We start from the raw sequence: 18,965 nt of genomic DNA, 5'->3' as shown, positions 1-18,965 counted from the left end.
GCAGCTGAGCGTAAGTCATGGGGGTGGCAGGAATTTGGTGGACGCTGTCGCTGCTGCCAGTGTCGGGAGCGGGTGCTCCGGTGTGAAAGTGGGTCCTGACCAGCGGAAACACCGCATGGCACGGAGGAGAGCGCACCGATGAACAGCGCAGAGCACACCCATGGCACCCATGGCACGAACGGCACCGGCGGTGCGGGCACGGAGACGGAGGTGACCGTCCTGGGCCTCGGTCTGATGGGCGCGGCCCTGGCAGACGCCATGCTGACGGGCGGCCGCCGTACGACGGTGTGGAACCGCACCCCGGGCAAGGCGGAGCCACTCACCGTCCGGGGCGCCGCCGAGGCCGACGGGATCCGGGCGGCGGTCACGGCCAGCCCGCTGGTGATCGTCTGCATACGGGACTACACGGCCGTACGGGACCTGCTCGACCCGGTGGCCGACGCCCTCGCGGGCCGCGTCCTGGTCAACCTCACCACCGGCTCCTCCGAGGAGGCCCGCGTCATGGCGGAGTGGGCGGCCGGGCACGGCGCGGGCTACCTGGACGGCGCGATCATGATGACCCCGCCGGGCATCGGCGCCCCGGAGACGGTGATCTTCTACGGTGGGGACGAGAAGCTCTTCCGTACCCACGAGCCCGTGCTGCGGCTGCTCGGCGGCCGCCCCACCCACCTGGGCGAGGACACGGGCACCGCGTCGCTGTACGACGTGGCGCTGCTCGGCCTCATGTGGGGGACCTTCAACAGCTTCCTGCACGCCCTGGCCCTGGTGGAGACCGAGGGCACCACCGCGACCGAGTTCCTGCCGCTGGCCACCGACTGGCTGACCGGGGTGAGCTCGTTCATGGGCCTGTACGCCCAGCAGATCGACGCGGGCGAGTTCGTGGCGACGGACGCCAGCCTCGCCACCCAACTCGCCCCGGTCGAACACCTGGTGCACGAGAGCCGGGCCCGCGGCGTCGACACCCGGCTGCCCGAGTACACCCGGGACCTCATCGCGGACGCCCTCGCCAAGGGGCACGGCCTGGACAGCTACGCCCGCATCATCGACCACTTCCGCACGGCGGCCAGCTGACGACCAGGTGAGCGGCCCCGTCCAAGGCCGCTACGAAGCCCGGTTGGAGGCCCGGTTCGCCCTCTTCGGACACGCGAAAAGCCCAGCACTCGTGCAACTCAACGTCCGCCCCAGCGGGCTGCGTGGTCCCGGACGAACTCGGCGAAGGGGCGGGGCGGGCGGCCGGTCAGGTCCAGCACCGCGGTGCTGACCTGGTCTTCCCGGCCAGCCCTGATGCCGTCTTCCACGGCGGCGAGGGCGGCGGCGAACTCGGCGGGCATGCCTGCGGCCCGGTGGTTGGCCGCCTGCTCGTCGGCCCCGATGTGGACCACCCGGACCGACCGTCCGGTGCGGGCGGTGATGAGCGCCGCCGCGTCCTGGTAGCTCAATGCCTTCGGTCCGGTGAGCAGGTAGTCGCGCTGGTCGCCGGGCTCGGTGCCGGGGCCGGTGCCGGGGCCGGTGCCCGGGTCGGTCAGCAGGGCGGCGGCGGTGGCCGCGATGTCCCGCGTGTCGATCCAGCCCAGTCGTCCGTCACCGGCGGCGGTGCGGATCTCGCCGTGCCGCCGGATCTGCTCGCCCAGCGGGTGCGGGCGAAGGAAGTTCTGCATGAACCCCGACGCGCGCAGCACGACCCATCCGGGCCGGGCCCGCACCCGCGCGGCCAGCCGCAGCGCGCTGGGAGCGTTCGGCAGCACGATGGCGGAGCCGAGCAGCACCACCCGGCGCACGCCGAGCCGTTCCGCCTCGGCCAGGAACGGCCCGACCAGCGGCATCGGATCCACGGTGTCCGTCGGAGGCACGAGGTAGACCCTGTCCATCCCGCGCAGCGCGGCCGGATGGGTAGCCGGGTCGTCCCAGTCGAACCGGACCGCGTCAGGAACAGTGGCAGGCGGGTTGCGGCTGGCGATCCGGACCGGCACACCGTCGCCGCGCAGCAGTTCTGCCAGCGCGCTCCCGGTCTTCCCGGTGCCGCCGAGGACCAGCACGCCGGTCATCGGATGGCCCCCGAACGCAGCGTGCCGAGCAGCTCGGGCAGCGTCCCTGCCGCCGAAGCTGCCGCCAGCGGATTCCAGTAGTCCCGGTAGTGGACGATCAGACCGTCCCGGACGGTGACCACCGTGATGTAGTCCAGCTGGTACGGCTCACCGGTGCGGACCGTGCGGCCGTGCGCGGTGAACTCCACCACGAGGGTGTCCGGCTCCTCTGTGTGCCGCACGGTGACCGCTGGTATCGCTCGCACGTCCATCAGTTCCGGGTAGCCGGCCAGGTAGCCACGGACCGCCTCCCGCCCGGCCAGCCGCCGCGGCGAATCCTCCGTGGCGAACGGGAACTCGGCGGTGCCGTGCTCCGCCCACAAGTCGGCGACGGCGTCCATGTCCTTGGCCAGCAGCAGATCCAGCAGCCGGCGGAACGTCTCCTCGGGAGTGCTCGGCACGGTACCTCCAGTGTTCAGCAGAGTGTGACCGGCCCAGACTGGACGCAGGCCCGAAGCCGAGGAACAGACAGGTGAGCCCCGGACCACCAGTCCGTGGCAAAGCCGTGCGCCACTGTGCCAACCTGACCAGGTGAACAGAGGCGAACTGGCCGACTTCCTGCGCCGCCGACGCGAAGCACTGCACCCGGACCAGATGCCGGCCACGGCCGTCCACCCACCAGGCAGACGCGCCCGGCGCACCCCCGGACTGCGCCGCGAAGAGGTCGCCGCACTGGCCGGGGTATCAACCAGCTACTACGAACGGCTGGAACAGGCCCGCGCACCGCACCCGTCCCCGCAGGTACTGGCCACGCTGGGCACGGCGCTGCGGCTCACCGCCGCAGAGCGCGAACACCTGGCGCGGCTGGCCGGACAGGCCCCGCCCGGCACAGACGCCGGACAGGCCCCGCCCGGCACAGACGCCGAACGGGCGCCGGTGCCCGCCGACGCCCGCCTGCTGCTGGACCGGCTCGGGCCGATCCCCGCCTATCTGGCGGACGAGCGACAGGACATCCTGGCCTGGAACGACGCGGCAGCCGCGCTGATCACCGACTTCGGGCAGCTGTCCGCCGAGGAGCGCAACACCGTGCGGCTGTCCATCCGGCTGGGCGGCACCCTCTGCTCGGCACCGGCCGGAGCGGAGGGCGAGTTCGCCCGGCAGTCCGCCGCCCAGCTCCGCGCAGCCAGCGCCCGCTACCCGGCCGAACGCGTACTGGGCGAGCTGGTCAACGAGTTCGCCGCACACAGCCCGGACTTCGCTACCGGCTGGCGCAACCACGAGGTACGGCCCATCCCGACGCTGCGCAAGCACCTGCGCCACCCCGAGCTGGGCGAGCTCGACCTGGACTGCCAAACCCTGCTCCTGCCCGGCACCGACCTGCGGGTCGTGATCTATACCCCGGAACCGGGAAGCCCGAGCGCCGCCGCGCTCGCCCGCCTTCTCCCACCGAGGCCGCAGGTCCCGGGCCAGTCCGCCGAACGCCCAGGTGAGCGGTCTGATTCGAGGAGTCCTTCGACTCCTCGGTAGGCTGCGTCACCATGAGGCGCGCGTGGATTTGGCCGATGGTGCTGGTGCTCTGCGGCACGGTCGTCGCGGCTGCGCAGGTCTCCCAGGGGAGCCCTGGTACAGCCGCAGCACTCCTGCTGGCGTTCGTGCTGCTCGCGGGCGTCAACTCGCCTCTGATCTTCCCGAGGTCAATCGGTGCGCTGGAGGCACAACGCCGCAGCGAGGCCGACGGTCGGCCGATCGTCTTCTGGCGGCCGGGCTGCCCGTACTGTCTGCGACTGCGTTTCCGCTTGGGCCGTAGCGCCCACCGGTTGCACTGGGTCGACATCTGGCGCGACCCGGACGGAGCGGCAGCGGTCAGGGCGGCCAACGAGGGTGATGAGACCGTGCCGACTGTCGTCGTGGCGGGCCGACCGCACGTCAACCCCGCACCTGGATGGGTGCGCGAACAGCTCGCCCGTTCCGCGTGATCGGGTGCCTTTGCTGAGGGGCGCGCCGCTGGGGCGGGGTGGTTCCGGCCGTCCGGGGGGAGCGGACGGCCGGAACCGGTCTCAGGGGGTCAGGGCCGGGTCGTGTCCGGCGGGCATGCCCCTCATCAGCAGCGGGAGTTCGTTGCCCCGTTCGATGGCGTCGAGGGCGGCAAGCAAGTGGCGCTGCTGGTACGGCTCCAGGTACGCGGGCAGCTGCTCGACGGTGGCCCATGCGCAGAAGCGCAGTTCGTGTGCGGCGCCGGCCGGGATGGCGACGGCGGCGGCTTCCTCGGCGGTCAGGGTGCCGCCCTCGCAGACGAAGTTGAAGCCCTCGGCGGAGGTGCCGTCTTCCTCGGCTGGCATGTGGTCGATCGCGAGGACGTGCGTGAACTCGATGTTGAGGCCGGTTTCTTCGCGGACTTCACGGTTCACGGCTGCGGCGATCGTCTCGCCCGCGTGCGCACCGCCGCCGGGCAGGTTGAAGCCCGGCTTGTAGGCGCGCTCGACCAGGAGCACGCGTCCGTCAGGGTCGCGGATCACGCCGAGGGCGCCGATGCGGCGCCGGGGCGGGTTGGCCAGGTCGATATCCGAGTGAGCCATGGGGTGGCCTTTCGTGTCGGGGTGTTGGTGGTGGTCCGCCCACGCTGCGCCGCCCTGGAGTGTGCGCAGCGTGGGCGGGGGTTGGCCCCGGGCTCACCACGGCCAAGAGGAGCGCCCGGGGCCGGTCTCAGGGGGCCGTGGTGGGGCTGGGGGCGAGCGTGGCCCGCCACGGGGTGCGCGTTATCTGGTGGTAGGCGCGGTGCGTGGGGTTCTTGCCTGCGTGCTCCAGCATCCACACCCGTCCGGGGTGGGCGGATTCCGTCTGCGGGGAGGTGAGGCCGCACACCCGGCACATCATCGCCTGCGTGACGGGGTCGGCGTCGTCGTCGCTCCCGGGCGCGATCTGCCAGCTGCGCGGCGCTCCGGCCGGGGCGGATCGCTGCGGCGAGCGACCCGGGGCCGCCCTTGGGCCCGGGGTGTCGAGGGTGGCCGCCGGGTTCAGCCGGAAGGGCCGGGCGTTGGTGAAGACCAGGAGGCGTCCGCCGCCGGGGACCGACCGCAGGTCCCGCACGACCCGAAACGTGCCGCGCACGCGCACGACGTCCCCTATGCGGATCGTTTGTGCGTTGACGCTCATCGGGCGGGGCCTTTCGGATCAGGTGGTGGTGAGGAGGAGCCGCACGGCGGTGATGAGGCTGGCGGCGAGCAGCAGGAGCCAGAGGGGGCCCGCGAGCCCGCAGCTGGTCACCAGCCGGTGCCAGCCGCGTGCCGCGCCATGGCCGATAACTCGCGCGGCGGCGGCCGTACGGTGCCGTTCGCGGCGATGCCTGCCGCACGGCGCTCCCGCTCCGTGGCCAGCCGTACGGCGGAGGGCGGGCACTCCCACTCGCGTCCGCCCGTGGGTGCGCGGAGCAGGTAGTACGGGCTGCCGTTCGCCTCCATGAGACGGCCGACCCGGTGGGTGCGGCGATCGACCAGGTAGACCCCGGGACGGTAGTCGGAGGTCACGGCCGCCGCCGCCGCTCCTCGGCCTGGGCGAGGAGGATTCCCGCGAGTGTCCGGACGGTGTCGAGGTCGACGGGGCCGACCATGACGCGGGGCGGGTCCTCATCGTCATCGGATCTCCAAACGGTCGACTCGGGCCGCGCTGGCGGCGGGGCGATGCCGCACCGCTCGAAGCCCTCGGTGAGGGCGTCGATGACGCCTTCGGCATCGCGGATCCTCGCGGCGCGAACGGTGCGAGCGGTGGGTTCAGTGGCCATGGCTGCCCTCCGTTGGGGGTGGCGGGTCGCAGGCATGACGTGCCGTCAACAACAGCGGTGAGTAACGGCGTTGGCACCCGTTGCGACCAGGCCCATAGACTGCACTCGCCTCACCGAAAAGTGCAACCTTCATTTCGGTAATTCAGCTAGCGAACTCAAATTGGTGAATCGCAATGTGGATTGAAGGATGCGATGCTTTCATTTCGGGTGATGGGGGTGCTTCATACCGGGGAAGGGAAAGAGGTAAGAGATGGAGAAGACGAGCGGTTCAACGGTGCCAAGGCGCCAACTGGGCCGACACCTGAGAGAGCTGCGGGGACGGGCGCGACTCAGCGTGAAAGCTGCGGCGGAGGCGCTGGAGTGGAGCGAAGCGAAGATGTGGCGGATCGAGACTGGGCAGACGTCGCTGCGCAGCCACGATGCCGAGTTGATGTGTCGGATCTACGGCGCATCTGAGGAGATGACGGATGCGCTGATGGGGCTCGCGAAGGAGACCAAGGCGCGCGGCTGGTGGCACGCCTACGGGGACGTCATCCCCCAGGGCTTCGACATCTACATGAGTTTGGAAGAGGTGGCGTCGAACCTGGCCTGGTACGAGGGTGAACTCGTGCCCGGGGTGCTCCAGACGGAGGACTACGCCCGCAATGTCATCCGCGTGTTCAGCCCAGACGAGGACCCGGAGGAGGTTGAGCGGCGTGTTCAGCTGCGCATCGCGCGGCAGGCCTTGCTCACGCGGCGCATGGCCCGGCCCGAATTCCGCATGGTGGTCGGTGAGGCGGCGCTCCGGCGACCGGTGGGCGGGCATGGTGTCATGGCAGCCCAGCTCGCGCACATCATTGGAGCAGCCGAGTTGCCCAATGTCATGATCCGGGTGATGCCGTTGACTGCGCCCCTCCACCTCGGCGCGATGAGCGGGCCGTTCGTGATCCTGCGGTTTCCGCTCACCGGAACCGGCGCTGACACCGAACCGCCAATCGTCTACGTGGACGGCTACACCGGCTGCCTGTATCTGGACAAGCCGAAGGAGGTGGAGGCGTTCGACAATGCATTTGGAAGTCTGTGGGAGCAATCACTCGATGAGCGGGCGTCCGTGCGCCTGATGACTGAAATGGCGGGAGAACATGAACACGCACACTGACTTCGGCTGTGCCGCATGGCGCACCAGCAGTTACAGCAACGGACAGGCGAACTGCGTGGAGGTGGCGGACGGGTACGCCGATGTCCTGCCGGTGAGGGACAGCAAGGACCCCCAGGGGCCCGCGCTGGTCTTCCCGGCGGACGGCTGGGCCGCCTTCGTGACGGCCGTCAAGGGCGGGGACCTCGCGGCCTGACTCGCACACGCAGAAACGCGCCCCCACACGGCCACGATCGGCCGCTTGGGGGCGCTGTGCTGCTGCTTCGTGGCGAATGTCCATGCGGACAGCGGCAGTCCGCTGCTGGCTCGCCACCGGGCCGCCGAGGGCGTCGACCAGGCGCCCGCCGCCGAAGCCTCGTCAGGCAGAGACCCTCAGCGAGCTGGACGGCTTGACACAGGCTGTGGACGCTCCCCGAGCTGGGCCGCGCTCCGCTCCACGCTGGGCTGCTGCCGACACCAGCGGCGGCCTCTCTGGCGTGCTGGCGGAGCCGGACTCGCGGGGAGACCGCGACCGCATTCCCGTTGGGCATCCGGCCTTCGCCGGGGATGTGGTCAAGAAGGGGTATGGGGGCGGGCCTGTGACGTCATCACGGCGGTTCCTATCACCTCGGGACCCGCCTCCGGGAGGGCGAGCAGGGACTCGGCTGGTTGGGGCGGGGCACGAGGGTTCGTTCATCGGCGATCAGTGGTTCGATCACGGAGTGACCGGAGTTGCCGCAGGTGCCGGTAGTAGCCACTCTCCGAGGCAGTTGATCTCGGCGTAGTTGGAGCAGGTGGAGAGGGTTCACGCGCTGCGGGGGCGCTAGCGCAGGTCGTAGCCGAACAAGCCTGCTGGCCCGCCTACAAACAATGCTTGTCCATCTGGGTTCCAGGAACAGGTGGTCAGGCGACTATCGGTACGCATCATGGCCACCGCCGTGCCGGTGGTGGGGTCCCAGATCCGCACTGTCTGATCGGTGCTGGTGGTGGCGAGCCAGGTCCCGTCCGGGCTGACCGCTACCGCATGTACTGCGTGGGTGTGGCCGGTGAGGGTTCGTACCTCTGTGCCGGTGGTGGGGTCCCAGATCCGCACCGTCCCATCGTCGTCGCCGGTGGCGAGCCAGGTCCCGTCCGGGCTGAACTCCACTGCATGTACTGCGTGGGTGTGGCTGGTGAGGGTTCGTACCTCTGTGCCGGTGGTGGGGTCCCAGATCCGCACGGTCAGATCGGTGCTGGTGGTGGCGAGCCAGGTCCCGTCCGGACTGACTGACACCATCGCAGGCACCAGGCCGGTGTGGAGGGTTCGTACCTCTGTGCCGGTGGTGGGGTCCCAGATCCGCACCCTCCCATCGTCGTCGCCGGTGGCGAGCCAGGTCCCGTCCGGGCTGAACTCCACTGCATGTACTGCGTGGGTGTGGCCGGTGAGGGTTCGTACCCCTGTGCCGGTGGTGGGGTCCCAGATCCGCACCCTCCCGTCGGTGTCGCCGGTGGCGAGCCAGGTCCCGTCCGGGCTGACCGCCACTGCACGTACTGCGTGGGTGTGGCCGGTGAGGGTTCGTACCCCTGTGCCGGTGGTGGGGTCCCAGATCCGCATCGTCCCGTCGCCGTCGGTGGTGGCGAGCCAGGTCCTGTCCGGACTGAACCTCACCGATACCGGGCCGGTGTGGCTGGTCAGGGTTCGTACCTCTGTGCCGGTGGTGGGGTCCCAGATCCGCACCGTCCCGTCGCCGTCGGAGGTGGCGAGCCAGGTCCCGTCCGGACTGACTGACACCATCGCAGGCACCAGGCCGGTGTGGAGGGTTCGTACCTCTGTGCCGGTGGTGGGGTCCCAGATCCGCACCCTCCCGTCGATGTCGCCGGTGGCGAGCCAGGTCCCGTCCGGGCTGAACTTCACCGAAAACACGTGGCCGGTGTGGCCGGTCAGGGTTCGTACCTCTGTGCCGGTGGTGGGGTCCCAGATCCGCACTGTCTGATCGGTGCTGGTGGTGGCGAGCCAGGTCCCGTCCGGGCTGACCGCCACCGAATACACGTGGCCGGTGTGGCCGCTGAGGGTTCGTACCTCTGTGCCGGTGGTGGGGTCCCAGATCCGCACCGTCTGACCGCCGTCGGTGGTGGCGAGCCAGGTCCCGTCCGGGCTGACCGCTACCGCATGTACTGGGCCGGTGTGGCCGGTGAGGGTTCGTACCTCTGTGCCGGTGGTGGGGTCCCAGATCCGCACCGTCTGACCGCCGTCGGTGGTGGCGAGCCAGGTCCCGTCCGGGCTGACCGCCACCGCACGTACTGCGCGAGTGTGGCTGGTGAGGGTTCGTACCTCTGTGCCGGTGGTGGGGTCCCAGATCCGCACCGTCCCGTCGCCGTGGGTGGCGAGCCAGGAGCCGTCCGGGCTGACCGCCACTGCACGTACTGCGTGGGTGTGGCCGGTGAGGGTTCGTACCTCTGTGCCGGTGGTGGGGTCCCAGATCCGCACCGTCCCATCGTCGTCGCCGGTGGCGAGCCAGGTCCCGTCCGGGCTGACCGCTACCGCATGTACTGGGCCGGTGTGGCCGGTGAGGGTTCGTACCTCTGTGCCGGTGGTGGGGTCCCAGATCCGCACTGTCTGATCGGTGCTGGTGGTGGCGAGCCAGGTCCCGTCCGGGCTGACCGCCGCCGCACGCACAGGGCCGGTATGACTGGTCAGGGTGCGGATCAGAGCAGGGTCGGGCAGGTCGGGTGGCGGCCATCGGTCGATGAGAGCAGGAACATCTGAGGGGAGGGTCGCGGTGCGGTGCCAGTGCGGGGCTTCGGTAACCCGGCTGAGCAGGACGACGTCGAGGGCGTGCGGGGGAGTTGTGGGGGAGAGAAGGTGGGCGGCGCGGGCCAGGTTTCTGGCCAGGGAGCGGGAGGCTGGGGTGTCGATGCGGTCAAGGTCGCGCCAGGGTGCTGTGGAGCCGCGCTGGTGCAGGCGGGCGCGCACCCAGTGGAAGTGCCCCGCCACGGCTTCAGCCTGAGTGGCACGTCCGGCGTCGATGAGGTGCTCGATGAGGTGGTCTTGGAGGTAGCCGATATGGGTGTGCCACCACGCCGTGCCCGTGTCGTCGTCGGGGGGCAGGGGGGCGGCAACGGCGTCGACCAGGGCGGCGTTGACGGTGGTCAGATCGGTGGCGAGTTCGGCGCGCAGGTAGTCGCGGACGACGTCATGGAGGGCGAGGGCGCCGCCGGGGACGTCGGTAGTGAGGGTGAGGAGGGACAGGTCGGCCATCTGCTTGCACAAGGCTCGGGCCCGGGATTCGTTGAGGCCGTCGGTGGCCTGCCACAGCATCGCTACCAGGGGCAGGGGGACGGCTTCGTCTTCGGCGAAGATCCCGAGCTCGGTGAACCGGCGCTCGCCGCCGGGCGGCAGCAGACTGGTGGCGGCCTGGATGCTGGCTCGCACAGCGGTGTTCCTGCGCTGCTGATCATCCAGGTCCAGCGGGGCGTCCGGGTCTTGGCCTGCCGGGCCCAAGGCGCGCAGCCGGTCCACAACGGTCCAGGCGGCCTCAGCGGTGTCCGCGCCGGTGGCGGCCTGGGTGGCGATGACCTGGTTGACCATGCGCAGCAGCAGGGCCCACTGCCCGGTCTGCTTGAGGAGTGCGTTCACCACGTCGTTTGGTGGTGCGGGCTGCAGGTCGTGGGTGAGTACTGCCCTCGCCTGCTTTGAGGACATCCGGTCGACCGTGACGCGGGTCGTGGCGGGCGGGAGCACGGCCGGCGTGCGGGTGGTCACCAGCCGGACGCACCGGTCCTGGGCGCCGCGCAGGAAGGGCTCCAGCTGCTCGGGTTCCCAGACGTCGTCGATCACCAGCAGGGTGCGGGGGCGCTGGGCCAGCAGACGGCCGAGGTGGTCGCCTGCCTGTTCCGGATCGTGGCCGACTTCGAGAGTGTCGCCCGTAACAAAACGGATCGTCTCCGCGACCCTCGCCGCGATCGCCGCCCGGCCCCGCACATCCCGACCGATGGTGACCACGTAAACCCGGCCCTTGAAGTGCCGGCGGACCTTCGGATGCGCGCAGGCCACACGCGCAAGCATCGTCTTTCCGAACCCGCCCGCCCCCTGCAGGCCCGTGGTGATCCCCACCGCGGCGCTGCCGCTCCGCCGACCACCGCGGCGACAGACCGCTGCGACGACCTGTTCGGCTTCGTCTCGATCCACCACCCACTCGGGCACCGCCTGAGCCGACGGCGGAGGTGGATCCGCAGCTGCACCCGACCCGGTACGCAAGGAGAGGATCAAGGGGAGGGCCAGCGCCGAGATGCCCGTGATGCCACCGAACACGCTGGCCATCGGGTCAGCCTTGTCCCACCCACCCAGCAACACCGTCACCAGCAGCCACACCACCGTGCCCACACACAACGCGACCGCGATACGTAAACCCCAACGCCCCCACCCGCCCATAAGAGTTGATCCTCCCGTTCGGAGCCCGCTACCCGCCAGCAGTTCGCCAAACTTCCGGCCACTCAGCAGGCATCAGAGGTGATCAGCAACCACCCGGGAATGTGCGGGACCCTCGTCAGTGCATCTCGAAGACCGGTCCCCGTGGTGCGAACGGCAGGCGGGCGCCGCGCGGCAGCAGGAAGGCGTGTTCGCGCCGCACCCGCAGTACGTCGCACGCCCCGTCTGTGATCAGCAGCACCGGGGCTCCCGGCGGGAAGTCCTCGGCGGCGAGCAGCAGTTCGACGCCGGGTTGCAGTACGGTGCCGCCACGGCCCCGTACCCGTACCCGGGCCGCGATCTCGGTGGCCGGCAGATACCCCGCGTCGAAGGGTGCCGCGTCGCAGAAGACCACCCGCGCCGCCGGTACGTCGCGCGACTCGGCGTACGAGGCGATGGCGCCCAGCGCCTTGCCGAGCAGCCGCCGGTCCATGGAGCCGGAGGTGTCCAGTACCACCCCGAAGGTGCAGCGCTCCGCTTCCTCCGGCGGGAAGTACCGGCCCGCACGCGGGATGTCGGGGGTGGACGCCTGTCGGCGGGCGGGGCGGGCGAAGCTGCGCAGCGGTTCGGGGCGGGGCACGTACTCGTCGAACCACCGGGCGAGCCGTACGTCCCAGGGCAGCGGGGGGTGGGCCAGTGCCTGGATCTCCTCCACCAGCCCGGCCGGAAGCGTGCCGCGCCTGCGGTCGTGCAGGTCGAAGCCCTGGAGCAGGCCGCGGCGGTAGAACTCGTCCAGGTCGACATGGTCCGCCGGGGAGCCGGAGTGCGGCAGCGGCTCGCCCAGGATGTCGCCCCGGCCCTTGCCGCGCAGGGTGGCGAGCCGGCGTTTGCGGCGGGCGTCGTTGGTGATCCGGTCGTAGACCTCCTCGGCGGACAGGCCGGTGAGGGCCGTGTCGTAGAGCAGTCCCTCCGGCATCTCGCCGACGCCCATCTCCACCAGCCAGCTGTTGATGACGTAGTCGCAGGCGACGTTGAAGAGGTACGGGTCGCGGTGGCCGCGCCGGTCGGCGTGACGCAGCGCTGCGTGCAGCATCTCGTGCGCCAGGATGAACCGCCACTCCTCCTCCGAGTGCGTGCGCCGGGGGTTGACGTAGATCTCGCCGGCGGCGGCGTTCACGGCGGCCACCGAGATCTGGTGGGCGCGGGCGAGCTCCGCGTCCGCGATCACCGTCATCCCCGAGGCGATGCCGCCCAGCAGCGGGTAGGAGGAGACGAACCAGTCAAGTGCCCTGTTCCACGGCCCCTTTGCGGGTCCACCCGGCTGGTGCCCGGCGGCGCTCATCGCGGCCGATACCGTGCGGGTCAGCGAGCGGGCGAAGATCTCGCGCCAGTCCTCCGGGTCCCGCTGGTAGGGCCAGGGATCGAGCCGCTGGTCCGGCTCCGTGCCGCCCGCCCCGCAGTGTGCGTACCGCTCCGGGATGCCGCCTTGGCGGAAGCGCTCCGCGAGTTGCTCCTCGTCCCCGCCGGGGAAGGACTCCGGCAGTTCGAACGGCGGGGAGCCCACCGGGAGCGACTGCTGGAACCGGCACACCACCACACAGCGGGCGGCCCTCTCGTACTGGTCCGGTTGTACCCGTTCCCCTCTGGCCGCCGGAAGATGGCCGAAGCCCAGGTGCAGCAGGCAGTGGGCCAGCACCCAGGCCCACTCGTCCGGTTCGGCCAGCCGCTGCGGGTTGACGTGCACGCAGCCGTCCGACTCGACAAGCGCCCAGCCCTCCTTCGGGACGACCCGGCAGGAAGTACGGCAGAAGTCCGCGTTCAGCGAGCCGAGCGCGGCGTCCCGGCGGACGATCTCCAGGCCGCGCTGGTAGTTGAGCGCGAGGAGCGGGTTGGGGGGCGGTGGCTGCCGCCGGTTTCTCCTGCCGCGAGTCGGCGCGCTCACCGGCGGGCCTCCACGAGCCGGGGCATGTCGCGCGCGGCCTCCACGAGGAACCACGCGGGCAGCACCGGGTTGCCGTCCTCGTCGTCCGCGATCACCGTCTGCGCGACCTCGACCGATATCTCGGCGAGCTGCACCAGCAGCGCCTGTGCCCGGTACGCGGTCTGCCGCACGGAGGGTGAGGCGTGTTCCTTGTGCGCCGGGAGCTCCTTGACCAGCCGGCCGCGGAAGGACTCGGCGAGGTAGTAGAGCAGGTCACGGTCCTGGACCCGGTTCGGCCAGCGGACGTCGCCCTTGAGGATCGCGTCGATTCCGTACTCACTGCGCACGATCTTGACGTAGCCGCGGAACGCCGAGGCGTGGGCGGGGGTGAGGGTGCCGTGGGCCAGCACGGTGAGCGTGGCCTCGTCCAGGGCCGGGCCGAAGGACTGGATGGCGTCGGAGAGCATGTGCCAGGAGCGGGGGGTGGAGAACGGCTCCTCGGCCTTCGGCGGCTTGGACCACAGGTGGTGCGGCCGGTCGGTGAGGTAGTCGATGACGTGGGGGTGGATACCGGCGCCCGCCGCCCAGTGCAGCCAGTCCTTGGGCGACGCCTGCAGGTGCACATGGGTGAGCCGGTTGACCAGCGCGGAGGCCATGGGGCGGGCGAGAGCGTTGTCGGTGGCGCGGTTTCCGGCGCCGATGACGATGCTGCCCTTCGGGAGCTCGTAGTTGCCGATGCGGCGGTCCAGGATCAGCGAGTAGAACGCCTTCTGCACGTCGGGCGTCGCCGCGTTCAGCTCGTCCAGGAACAGGCAGTACGGCTCGTCCCGCGCGATCGCCTCGGGCGGGCAGAACACCGAACGGCCGTCCCGGATCTGCGGCACGCCGATGAGGTCCTCGGGGGCCAGCTGGGTGCCCAGCAGGCTGACGCACTCCAGGCCGAGCGAATCGGCGAACTGCCGCACGAGTGAGCTCTTCCCGATGCCGGGCGCACCCCAGAGGAACACGGGGCGGACGGTGGTCAGTCCGAGCAGCAGCTCGGGAACCTGGGCCGGGTTCACGGTGACGGTCGCCTGCACGGGCGGATCAGCTCCTGAGGGAACGGGGAAGACGGCAACGGGGCGGGCCGCGCCGTCAGGGGCGGCCCGCCGGACCGGTGTTCATGGTCCACGCCCGGGGGAGACACCGCAGCCCCTTTTCCGGTGTCGTGTCACAGGAGCAGCGTGAGTTCGTGTGCGAGTACGGCCACCAGGTGGCCGTACTCGCACACGGAGTGCTGAGGGGAGCCGCGCGGCTCACTTCGACGGATAGAAGGCCGCCGTGACACCGGGGGTCCACGACACGTCGTCCCCTTCGGCCGTGTAGGCGGCGACTCCCTCGGCCGTCCAGGAGGGGAGCTGGGTTCCGGGGTCGAGCGGGGTGACCTGGTCGGCGGCGAGGTCCACCTCCACCGGAAGGTCGTCCGAGCTGGACCCCTCGCCCCGGACGGTTCCGTACGCCGTGCCGTGGGTGGCGTCGACCGTCGTGACGATGACCTCCTTGCGGTCGTCGTTGCCCTCGAAGCAGTAGCCCTTGTCCTCCTTCAGGTCCATCACGACCGTGTCCGCCGATACGTACCGGCCACCGGAGATCACTGGCCCCGACTCGTCCAGCGGTGATATGTCCTCCTCGCAGCGCACGGAGGCGCGCACCTTGCCGCTCTCGGAGTCGCGGATCTCCCAGCGCTTGGGCGTGCCGTCGCCGCTCGCCGTCCAGCGGGCGACGACCGAGCCGTCGTGGTGGATGACGATCACATTGCTGCCGCCGGCGGGGTTCGTCACCGCGTCGGAGGGTGCGTTGGTCCCGCTGTACCAGGCGTCGTTCAGCCAGAAGGCCTTGTCCACGTCGGTCGCCAGCGGGCCCTGCGGTGAGACGCCGAAAAGTTGGGCCTTCTCGTCGCAGTCGGCACGCCCGATCGCCCTCTCCTCGCGGCAGCCCTTCGCCTTCGCGGGCGCCGCGAGCTGAGCCTTCGTGTACGTGGTCCGCTTCCCCGTGGTGACGTCCACGGATGTCGGCTGCGGCTTCCCCTCATCATTGAGCGAGGCGGTGGAGAAGACGATGCCCTCGGTGCCCTGCGCGGCGAACCTCTCCGTGGAATAGGGGAGCTCGATCGTGCGGGCCGCCTCGACGTTGCCCGAACCGTTGGCCGGGAAGACCGTGAGCTGCGTCGTCTCCTTGGACTTGTTCGCTCCGTCGCCGCCCGTCTCGCCGGAGAACGTCACTACCGCGTAGTCCGTCTCGCCCTTGGAGGTCACCATCAGCGTCGTGCTGCCGTCCACGGTGCTGTCCTGCCCGGACTTCGGCAGTGCCACCGGATTTCCGGTCCAGCGCTCGGCGCCGGTCTTGAGGTCGCGCGCCACGATCTGCGTGGAGGCCCCGCCCGGGGCCTTCTTGAGGAAGAGCACGGCCTTGGCGTGGGGTGCGTAGACGGGGCTGCTCAGCCCTTCCGAATTCTTCACTGCCCAGCCCTTAGCGGCGTCGTAGGCGGAGGGCAGCTTCTCCTGGGGCGCCCGTGCCTGCTCGGGAGCCGGGCTCTTCGTGGCGTGGCGGTCCTTCCCGCCGGACTTCTTCCCGCCCTCGTCGTCACCGTCGTCTCCTCCGCTGCAGCCCGCCAGCAGCAGCGCTGCGGCAACCATTGCGGCGGTGCCTCTCGCCACACCGTTTCCCGTACGCACGACTTCAACTCCCCATCGTTTTGCACCACGCTCCTCGGCGCTGGTGCACGGACTACCGAAGGCAGCCAGCTCCGCGTCCTGCAACTCCCCTTCCGCCAAAGGACTCTTGCACCCTACAAGGGGTCTCGGCGGGCCAGGGCCGGAGCGGGGCGGCAGGGTGCGGATCGACTCATTTATCGCAGCGCTGTTATATTAGCGCTGTGACATCTTCCGGCCCCACCGCTTCCGACTCCCCTCCCGACCCCACCACACTGCCCGACCCCTGGCAGTCGCTGCACGAACTGCTGGCGACCCTGGACGCCGAGATCGAGCAGATCTACCTCGCGCGCGGCATCGAGGGGGTGCGGCCGCGATTCGCCTATCCGCTGATCCGGCTCGCCCACACCGGACCGCTGACCATCCGCGAACTCGCCGAGTCCCTCGACCGCTCGCACTCCGCGATCAGCCAGACCGTCGCCGCCATGCGCAAGGAGGACCTGGTCACCTCCGAGCCAGGACCCGACGCCCGCACCCGGCGGATCGGCCTGACCGAGCGCGGCCGGTCGCTGGTGCCGTTCCTGGAGTCCGAGTGGCGCGCCACCCACGCGACGATCGCCGGACTGGACGCCGAGATCCCGTACGCGCTGACCACCGTCGTCCAGGACCTGCGGCGGGCGCTGGAACACCGGCCGATGCGGCAGCGGATCCTTGGCCACCTCGTCGAGCCACCCCGATGAGGGGGCGCGTCCGGTTCCTCGACACCCGCCCGCTGCGTGGCAGCCGGCCGTTCCGTGACCTGTGGATCGGCTCCTCACTCTCCGCGCTCGGCGGGCAGATAGCCACCGTGGCGGTGCTGGCACAGGTCTGGGACCTGACCGGCAGCCCCGTGGGCACCGGCGCCATCGGGCTCGCCACCGGTCTGCCGATGCTGGTGTTCGGACTGCTCGGCGGCACGCTCGCCGACGCCGTCGACCGCCGCACGGTGGTACGGGCCACCACCGCGGGCCAACTGCTGGCCGCCGCAGGGCTGTGTGCCCAGGCCCTGGCGGACAACCGGAACGTCCTGGTGCTGCTCGCCCTGGTCGCCATCGGTGCCGCCTGCGCCGCCCTCGGCGCCCCGGCCCGGCGCACCCTCCCCGTCCGGCTGCTGCCCGCCGACCAGGTCGCGGCCGGGCTCGCCCTGAGCAACCTCTCCTTCCAGGCGGCGATGCTGACCGGCCCCGCGGTGGCCGGGCTGATCATCGCCCGCTGGGACTTCTCCGCCGCCTACGCGGTACAGGGCGTGGCCGTCGCGGTCTCACTGCTCGCGGTGGTCCGGCTCCCGGCCATGCCGCCCGCGGGCGCCGACGCGACGAGCGGCAGACGGCGGCCCGCACGCGGCGGCTGGCGGATCGTCCTGCGCCGTCCGACGTTGTGGGGCTCGCTGGCCACCGACCTGGCCGCGACGCTGCTCGCCATGCCGGTCGCGCTCTTTCCGCTGGTCAACGAAGTCCGCTTCGACGGCGATCCGCAGACCCTCGGTCTCTTCCTCTCGGCCGTCGCCGTCGGGGGGATCACCGCGGGCCTGCTCTCCGGCACGGTGACGCGCTGGCGCCGCGGCGGGCTGGTCCAGCTGGCCGCGGCGAGCGTCTGGGGCCTGGCGCTGGCCGGCTTCGGCCTGGCCGGGCCGCTGTGGTTGGCGCTCGGCTGCCTGGCCGTGGCCGGCGCGGCCGACACCGTGTCGGTGGTCACTCGCAGCGCCCTGGTCCAGATGGAAGCCCCGGACAAGTACCGGGGGCGGGTCTCCTCCGTGGAACACGTCATCGGCGTCGCGGGCCCCGAGCTCGGCAACTTCCGCGCCGGCCTGGTGGCCTCGGCCACCTCCGCACCCTTCGCCCTCGTCACCGGCGGCCTGGGTGCCGCCCTGGTGATCGCCGCCGTGGCGGCGGCCAACTCCCCCCTCCGCGCGTACCGCACGCCACCTCCCGCGCCGGACCCGATCGCGCCGGACCCGATCGTGGCTGATCCGACTGCGGCGGACCCGGCCGTGCCCGACTCCACCGTGCCCGACTCCACCGTGCCCGGGGCTGCCGACGCGGCGACGACCAAGGCATAGAAGGGGTATCTGCAGGCGGTACACGCCTCCGGTGACCTGGTCGCGGCGTGAGTGCGGCGCTTGACTTTCCTGGTGGGAAAGTGGAACTCTTACTTTCCCACCAGGAAAGAGAGGTCTCGTCATGGACAAGGTCGATTCAGAACAGGCCCGCGCCTCGCTCGCCGAGGCGGATCGTGCCCGCCGCCAGGTGACCGAGGAGATCGGCCTGCCCCGCGCCTACTGGTGGGGCATGGCCGCCGGCTGGCTGGTACTGGGCATATTCGGCGCGGTGCTGCCGTGGTGGCTGACCGCTGTCGCCACCGTGGGGTTCGGCACCGGACACGCGATATTCGCCTCGCGCCTGCTCGGCGGACGGCGGCGCACGCGGCAGATCCAGGTGAGCGCCGCGGTCGCCGGCAGCCGCATCCCCGTTGCCGTGGTCGGCATGCTGCTCGGGCTGGTCGCAGTCACCGTCCTGGTGGCGCTCGCTCTCGACGCCGACGGCGCCGGTCACGCGAGCATCTGGGCGGCGGGGCTGGTGGCGGCTGTGGTGGGGTTCGGCGGACCGGACATCCTGCGCGTACTGCGTCGCTGGGTGCGAGCATGACGACGGCGAAGTTCGACGAGTTGATTCACCCCAGCACCCGCCTGTCGCTGGTGGCGACACTGGCCGCCGCCGACTGGGCTGAGTTCGCCTTCCTCAGGGAACGACTGGGCTTGTCCGACTCGGCGCTGTCCAAACAGCTCGCGACACTCGAAGAGGCCGGGTATGTCGCTACCGAACGCCGCGTCAGCGGCAGCCGCCGAAAAGTACGGGCCCGGCTGACCCCCGCCGGGCGGGACGCCTTCGACGGCCATATCGCGGCGCTGCAGGCGATCGTCGACGCCACACGTCCAGCCGAAGGGTCGACGACCCGCTCATGACGGGGTCGGAGCGAGCAGTGGTTGGCAAGCTGAGCCGTGCCGCCCACCCC

The 18,965-nt window shown here is 70.9% G+C and carries 19 protein-coding genes; 9 read left to right on the top strand and 10 right to left on the bottom strand.

What is annotated here, in order from left to right; translation table 11 throughout:
• Window positions 1–138 precede the first annotated feature (138 nt).
• Window positions 139–1,071 (top strand): NAD(P)-dependent oxidoreductase, encoded by a 933-nt coding sequence (locus LHJ74_RS28255; protein ID WP_260220359.1) that lies wholly within the window; start codon window positions 139–141, stop codon window positions 1,069–1,071.
• A 98-nt stretch (window positions 1,072–1,169) separates the two neighbouring features.
• On the opposite strand, the gene LHJ74_RS28250 is transcribed toward LHJ74_RS28255, so the two are convergent.
• Together LHJ74_RS28250 and LHJ74_RS28245 are read right to left on the bottom strand one after the other, a co-directional pair.
• Window positions 1,170–2,045, bottom strand: a complete 876-nt coding sequence (locus LHJ74_RS28250) for an NAD(P)H-binding protein (RefSeq protein ID WP_260220358.1) — start codon at window positions 2,043–2,045, stop codon at window positions 1,170–1,172.
• Window positions 2,042–2,485: a nuclear transport factor 2 family protein gene (locus LHJ74_RS28245; protein WP_260220357.1), complete on the bottom strand. Its 444-nt coding sequence runs from the start codon at window positions 2,483–2,485 to the stop codon at window positions 2,042–2,044. The genes LHJ74_RS28250 and LHJ74_RS28245 overlap by 4 nt, the downstream gene beginning before the upstream one ends.
• A gap of 130 nt (window positions 2,486–2,615) precedes the next feature.
• On the opposite strand from LHJ74_RS28245, the gene LHJ74_RS28240 reads away from it, so the two are divergent.
• Together LHJ74_RS28240 and LHJ74_RS28235 are read left to right on the top strand one after the other, a co-directional pair.
• A complete protein-coding gene (locus LHJ74_RS28240) occupies window positions 2,616–3,551 on the top strand; it encodes a helix-turn-helix transcriptional regulator (protein ID WP_260221049.1) in 936 nt (311 codons plus the stop codon).
• Window positions 3,552–3,562: 11 nt separating this feature from the next.
• A complete protein-coding gene (locus LHJ74_RS28235; protein ID WP_260220355.1) occupies window positions 3,563–4,000 on the top strand; it encodes a glutaredoxin domain-containing protein in 438 nt (145 codons plus the stop codon).
• An 81-nt stretch (window positions 4,001–4,081) separates the two neighbouring features.
• Here the strand turns inward: LHJ74_RS28235 and LHJ74_RS28230 are convergent, their stop codons facing one another.
• The 4 genes from LHJ74_RS28230 to LHJ74_RS28215 all read right to left on the bottom strand — a co-directional run bounded on the left by LHJ74_RS28230 (window position 4,082) and on the right by LHJ74_RS28215 (window position 5,802).
• The gene (locus LHJ74_RS28230; protein WP_260220354.1) at window positions 4,082–4,600 is read right to left on the bottom strand and encodes an NUDIX domain-containing protein; all 519 of its coding nucleotides are present in this window, start codon (window positions 4,598–4,600) and stop codon (window positions 4,082–4,084) included.
• Between the two features lie 127 nt (window positions 4,601–4,727).
• On the bottom strand, window positions 4,728–5,177 hold the full coding sequence (locus LHJ74_RS28225; protein WP_260220353.1) for a DUF7848 domain-containing protein: 450 nt from the start codon (window positions 5,175–5,177) through the stop codon (window positions 4,728–4,730).
• Between the two features lie 107 nt (window positions 5,178–5,284).
• Window positions 5,285–5,548 carry a hypothetical protein gene (locus LHJ74_RS28220; protein ID WP_260220352.1) on the bottom strand — a complete coding sequence of 88 codons (264 nt, stop codon included), beginning with the start codon at window positions 5,546–5,548 and terminating at the stop codon, window positions 5,285–5,287.
• A complete protein-coding gene (locus tag LHJ74_RS28215) occupies window positions 5,545–5,802 on the bottom strand; it encodes a hypothetical protein (protein ID WP_260220351.1) in 258 nt (85 codons plus the stop codon). The genes LHJ74_RS28220 and LHJ74_RS28215 overlap by 4 nt, the downstream gene beginning before the upstream one ends.
• Window positions 5,803–6,052: 250 nt before the next feature.
• Between LHJ74_RS28215 and LHJ74_RS28210 the strand changes: the two genes are divergently transcribed.
• A complete protein-coding gene (locus tag LHJ74_RS28210) occupies window positions 6,053–6,940 on the top strand; it encodes a helix-turn-helix domain-containing protein (RefSeq protein ID WP_260220350.1) in 888 nt (295 codons plus the stop codon).
• A complete protein-coding gene (locus LHJ74_RS28205) occupies window positions 6,924–7,133 on the top strand; it encodes a DUF397 domain-containing protein (RefSeq protein WP_260220349.1) in 210 nt (69 codons plus the stop codon). Before LHJ74_RS28210 ends, LHJ74_RS28205 begins: the two co-directional genes overlap by 17 nt.
• Before the next feature lie 606 nt (window positions 7,134–7,739).
• Here LHJ74_RS28205 and LHJ74_RS28200 read toward each other — a convergent pair.
• The 4 genes from LHJ74_RS28200 to LHJ74_RS28185 form a co-directional block, all read right to left on the bottom strand.
• Window positions 7,740–11,216: an NB-ARC domain-containing protein gene (locus LHJ74_RS28200; RefSeq protein WP_260221048.1), complete on the bottom strand. Its 3,477-nt coding sequence runs from the start codon at window positions 11,214–11,216 to the stop codon at window positions 7,740–7,742.
• A gap of 226 nt (window positions 11,217–11,442) precedes the next feature.
• Entirely contained in the window at window positions 11,443–13,245 is a 1,803-nt protein-coding gene (locus LHJ74_RS28195) for a vWA domain-containing protein (protein ID WP_375546828.1), read from the bottom strand.
• Window positions 13,242–14,303 carry an ATP-binding protein gene (locus LHJ74_RS28190; protein ID WP_260220347.1) on the bottom strand — a complete coding sequence of 354 codons (1,062 nt, stop codon included), beginning with the start codon at window positions 14,301–14,303 and terminating at the stop codon, window positions 13,242–13,244. The genes LHJ74_RS28195 and LHJ74_RS28190 overlap by 4 nt, the downstream gene beginning before the upstream one ends.
• 216 nt (window positions 14,304–14,519) lie before the next feature.
• Window positions 14,520–15,899, bottom strand: coding sequence for a hypothetical protein (locus LHJ74_RS28185; protein ID WP_260220346.1), 1,380 nt, complete (start codon window positions 15,897–15,899; stop codon window positions 14,520–14,522).
• Between the two features lie 239 nt (window positions 15,900–16,138).
• Between LHJ74_RS28185 and LHJ74_RS28180 the strand changes: the two genes are divergently transcribed.
• The 4 genes from LHJ74_RS28180 (at window position 16,139) to LHJ74_RS28165 (ending at window position 18,915) form a co-directional block, all read left to right on the top strand.
• Window positions 16,139–16,654 carry a MarR family winged helix-turn-helix transcriptional regulator gene (locus LHJ74_RS28180; protein WP_260220344.1) on the top strand — a complete coding sequence of 172 codons (516 nt, stop codon included), beginning with the start codon at window positions 16,139–16,141 and terminating at the stop codon, window positions 16,652–16,654.
• On the top strand, window positions 16,651–18,012 hold the full coding sequence (locus LHJ74_RS28175; RefSeq protein ID WP_260220343.1) for an MFS transporter: 1,362 nt from the start codon (window positions 16,651–16,653) through the stop codon (window positions 18,010–18,012). Before LHJ74_RS28180 ends, LHJ74_RS28175 begins: the two co-directional genes overlap by 4 nt.
• A gap of 121 nt (window positions 18,013–18,133) precedes the next feature.
• A complete protein-coding gene (locus tag LHJ74_RS28170) occupies window positions 18,134–18,598 on the top strand; it encodes a hypothetical protein (protein WP_260220342.1) in 465 nt (154 codons plus the stop codon).
• Window positions 18,595–18,915, top strand: coding sequence for a winged helix-turn-helix domain-containing protein (locus LHJ74_RS28165; protein WP_260220341.1), 321 nt, complete (start codon window positions 18,595–18,597; stop codon window positions 18,913–18,915). The genes LHJ74_RS28170 and LHJ74_RS28165 overlap by 4 nt, the downstream gene beginning before the upstream one ends.
• Window positions 18,916–18,965 lie beyond the last annotated feature (50 nt).

Origin of the sequence: Streptomyces gossypii, assembly GCF_025165795.1 — a bacterium.
Taxonomy (GTDB): domain Bacteria; phylum Actinomycetota; class Actinomycetes; order Streptomycetales; family Streptomycetaceae; genus Streptomyces; species Streptomyces gossypii.
This window is presented reverse-complemented; position numbering and strand designations above follow the sequence as displayed.

Coding starts and splice junctions, on each gene's coding strand:
- LHJ74_RS28210 (WP_260220350.1), top strand. CDS start 6,053: ATGGAGAAGACGAGCGGTTCAACGGTGCCAAGGCGCCAACTGGGCCGA.
- LHJ74_RS28165 (WP_260220341.1), top strand. CDS start 18,595: ATGACGACGGCGAAGTTCGACGAGTTGATTCACCCCAGCACCCGCCTG.
- LHJ74_RS28250 (WP_260220358.1), bottom strand. CDS start 2,045: ATGACCGGCGTGCTGGTCCTCGGCGGCACCGGGAAGACCGGGAGCGCG.
- LHJ74_RS28200 (WP_260221048.1), bottom strand. CDS start 11,216: ATGGCCAGCGTGTTCGGTGGCATCACGGGCATCTCGGCGCTGGCCCTC.
- LHJ74_RS28185 (WP_260220346.1), bottom strand. CDS start 15,899: ATGGTTGCCGCAGCGCTGCTGCTGGCGGGCTGCAGCGGAGGAGACGAC.
- LHJ74_RS28225 (WP_260220353.1), bottom strand. CDS start 5,177: ATGAGCGTCAACGCACAAACGATCCGCATAGGGGACGTCGTGCGCGTG.
- LHJ74_RS28235 (WP_260220355.1), top strand. CDS start 3,563: ATGAGGCGCGCGTGGATTTGGCCGATGGTGCTGGTGCTCTGCGGCACG.
- LHJ74_RS28230 (WP_260220354.1), bottom strand. CDS start 4,600: ATGGCTCACTCGGATATCGACCTGGCCAACCCGCCCCGGCGCCGCATC.
- LHJ74_RS28170 (WP_260220342.1), top strand. CDS start 18,134: ATGGACAAGGTCGATTCAGAACAGGCCCGCGCCTCGCTCGCCGAGGCG.
- LHJ74_RS28175 (WP_260220343.1), top strand. CDS start 16,651: ATGAGGGGGCGCGTCCGGTTCCTCGACACCCGCCCGCTGCGTGGCAGC.
- LHJ74_RS28255 (WP_260220359.1), top strand. CDS start 139: ATGAACAGCGCAGAGCACACCCATGGCACCCATGGCACGAACGGCACC.
- LHJ74_RS28215 (WP_260220351.1), bottom strand. CDS start 5,802: ATGGCCACTGAACCCACCGCTCGCACCGTTCGCGCCGCGAGGATCCGC.
- LHJ74_RS28205 (WP_260220349.1), top strand. CDS start 6,924: ATGAACACGCACACTGACTTCGGCTGTGCCGCATGGCGCACCAGCAGT.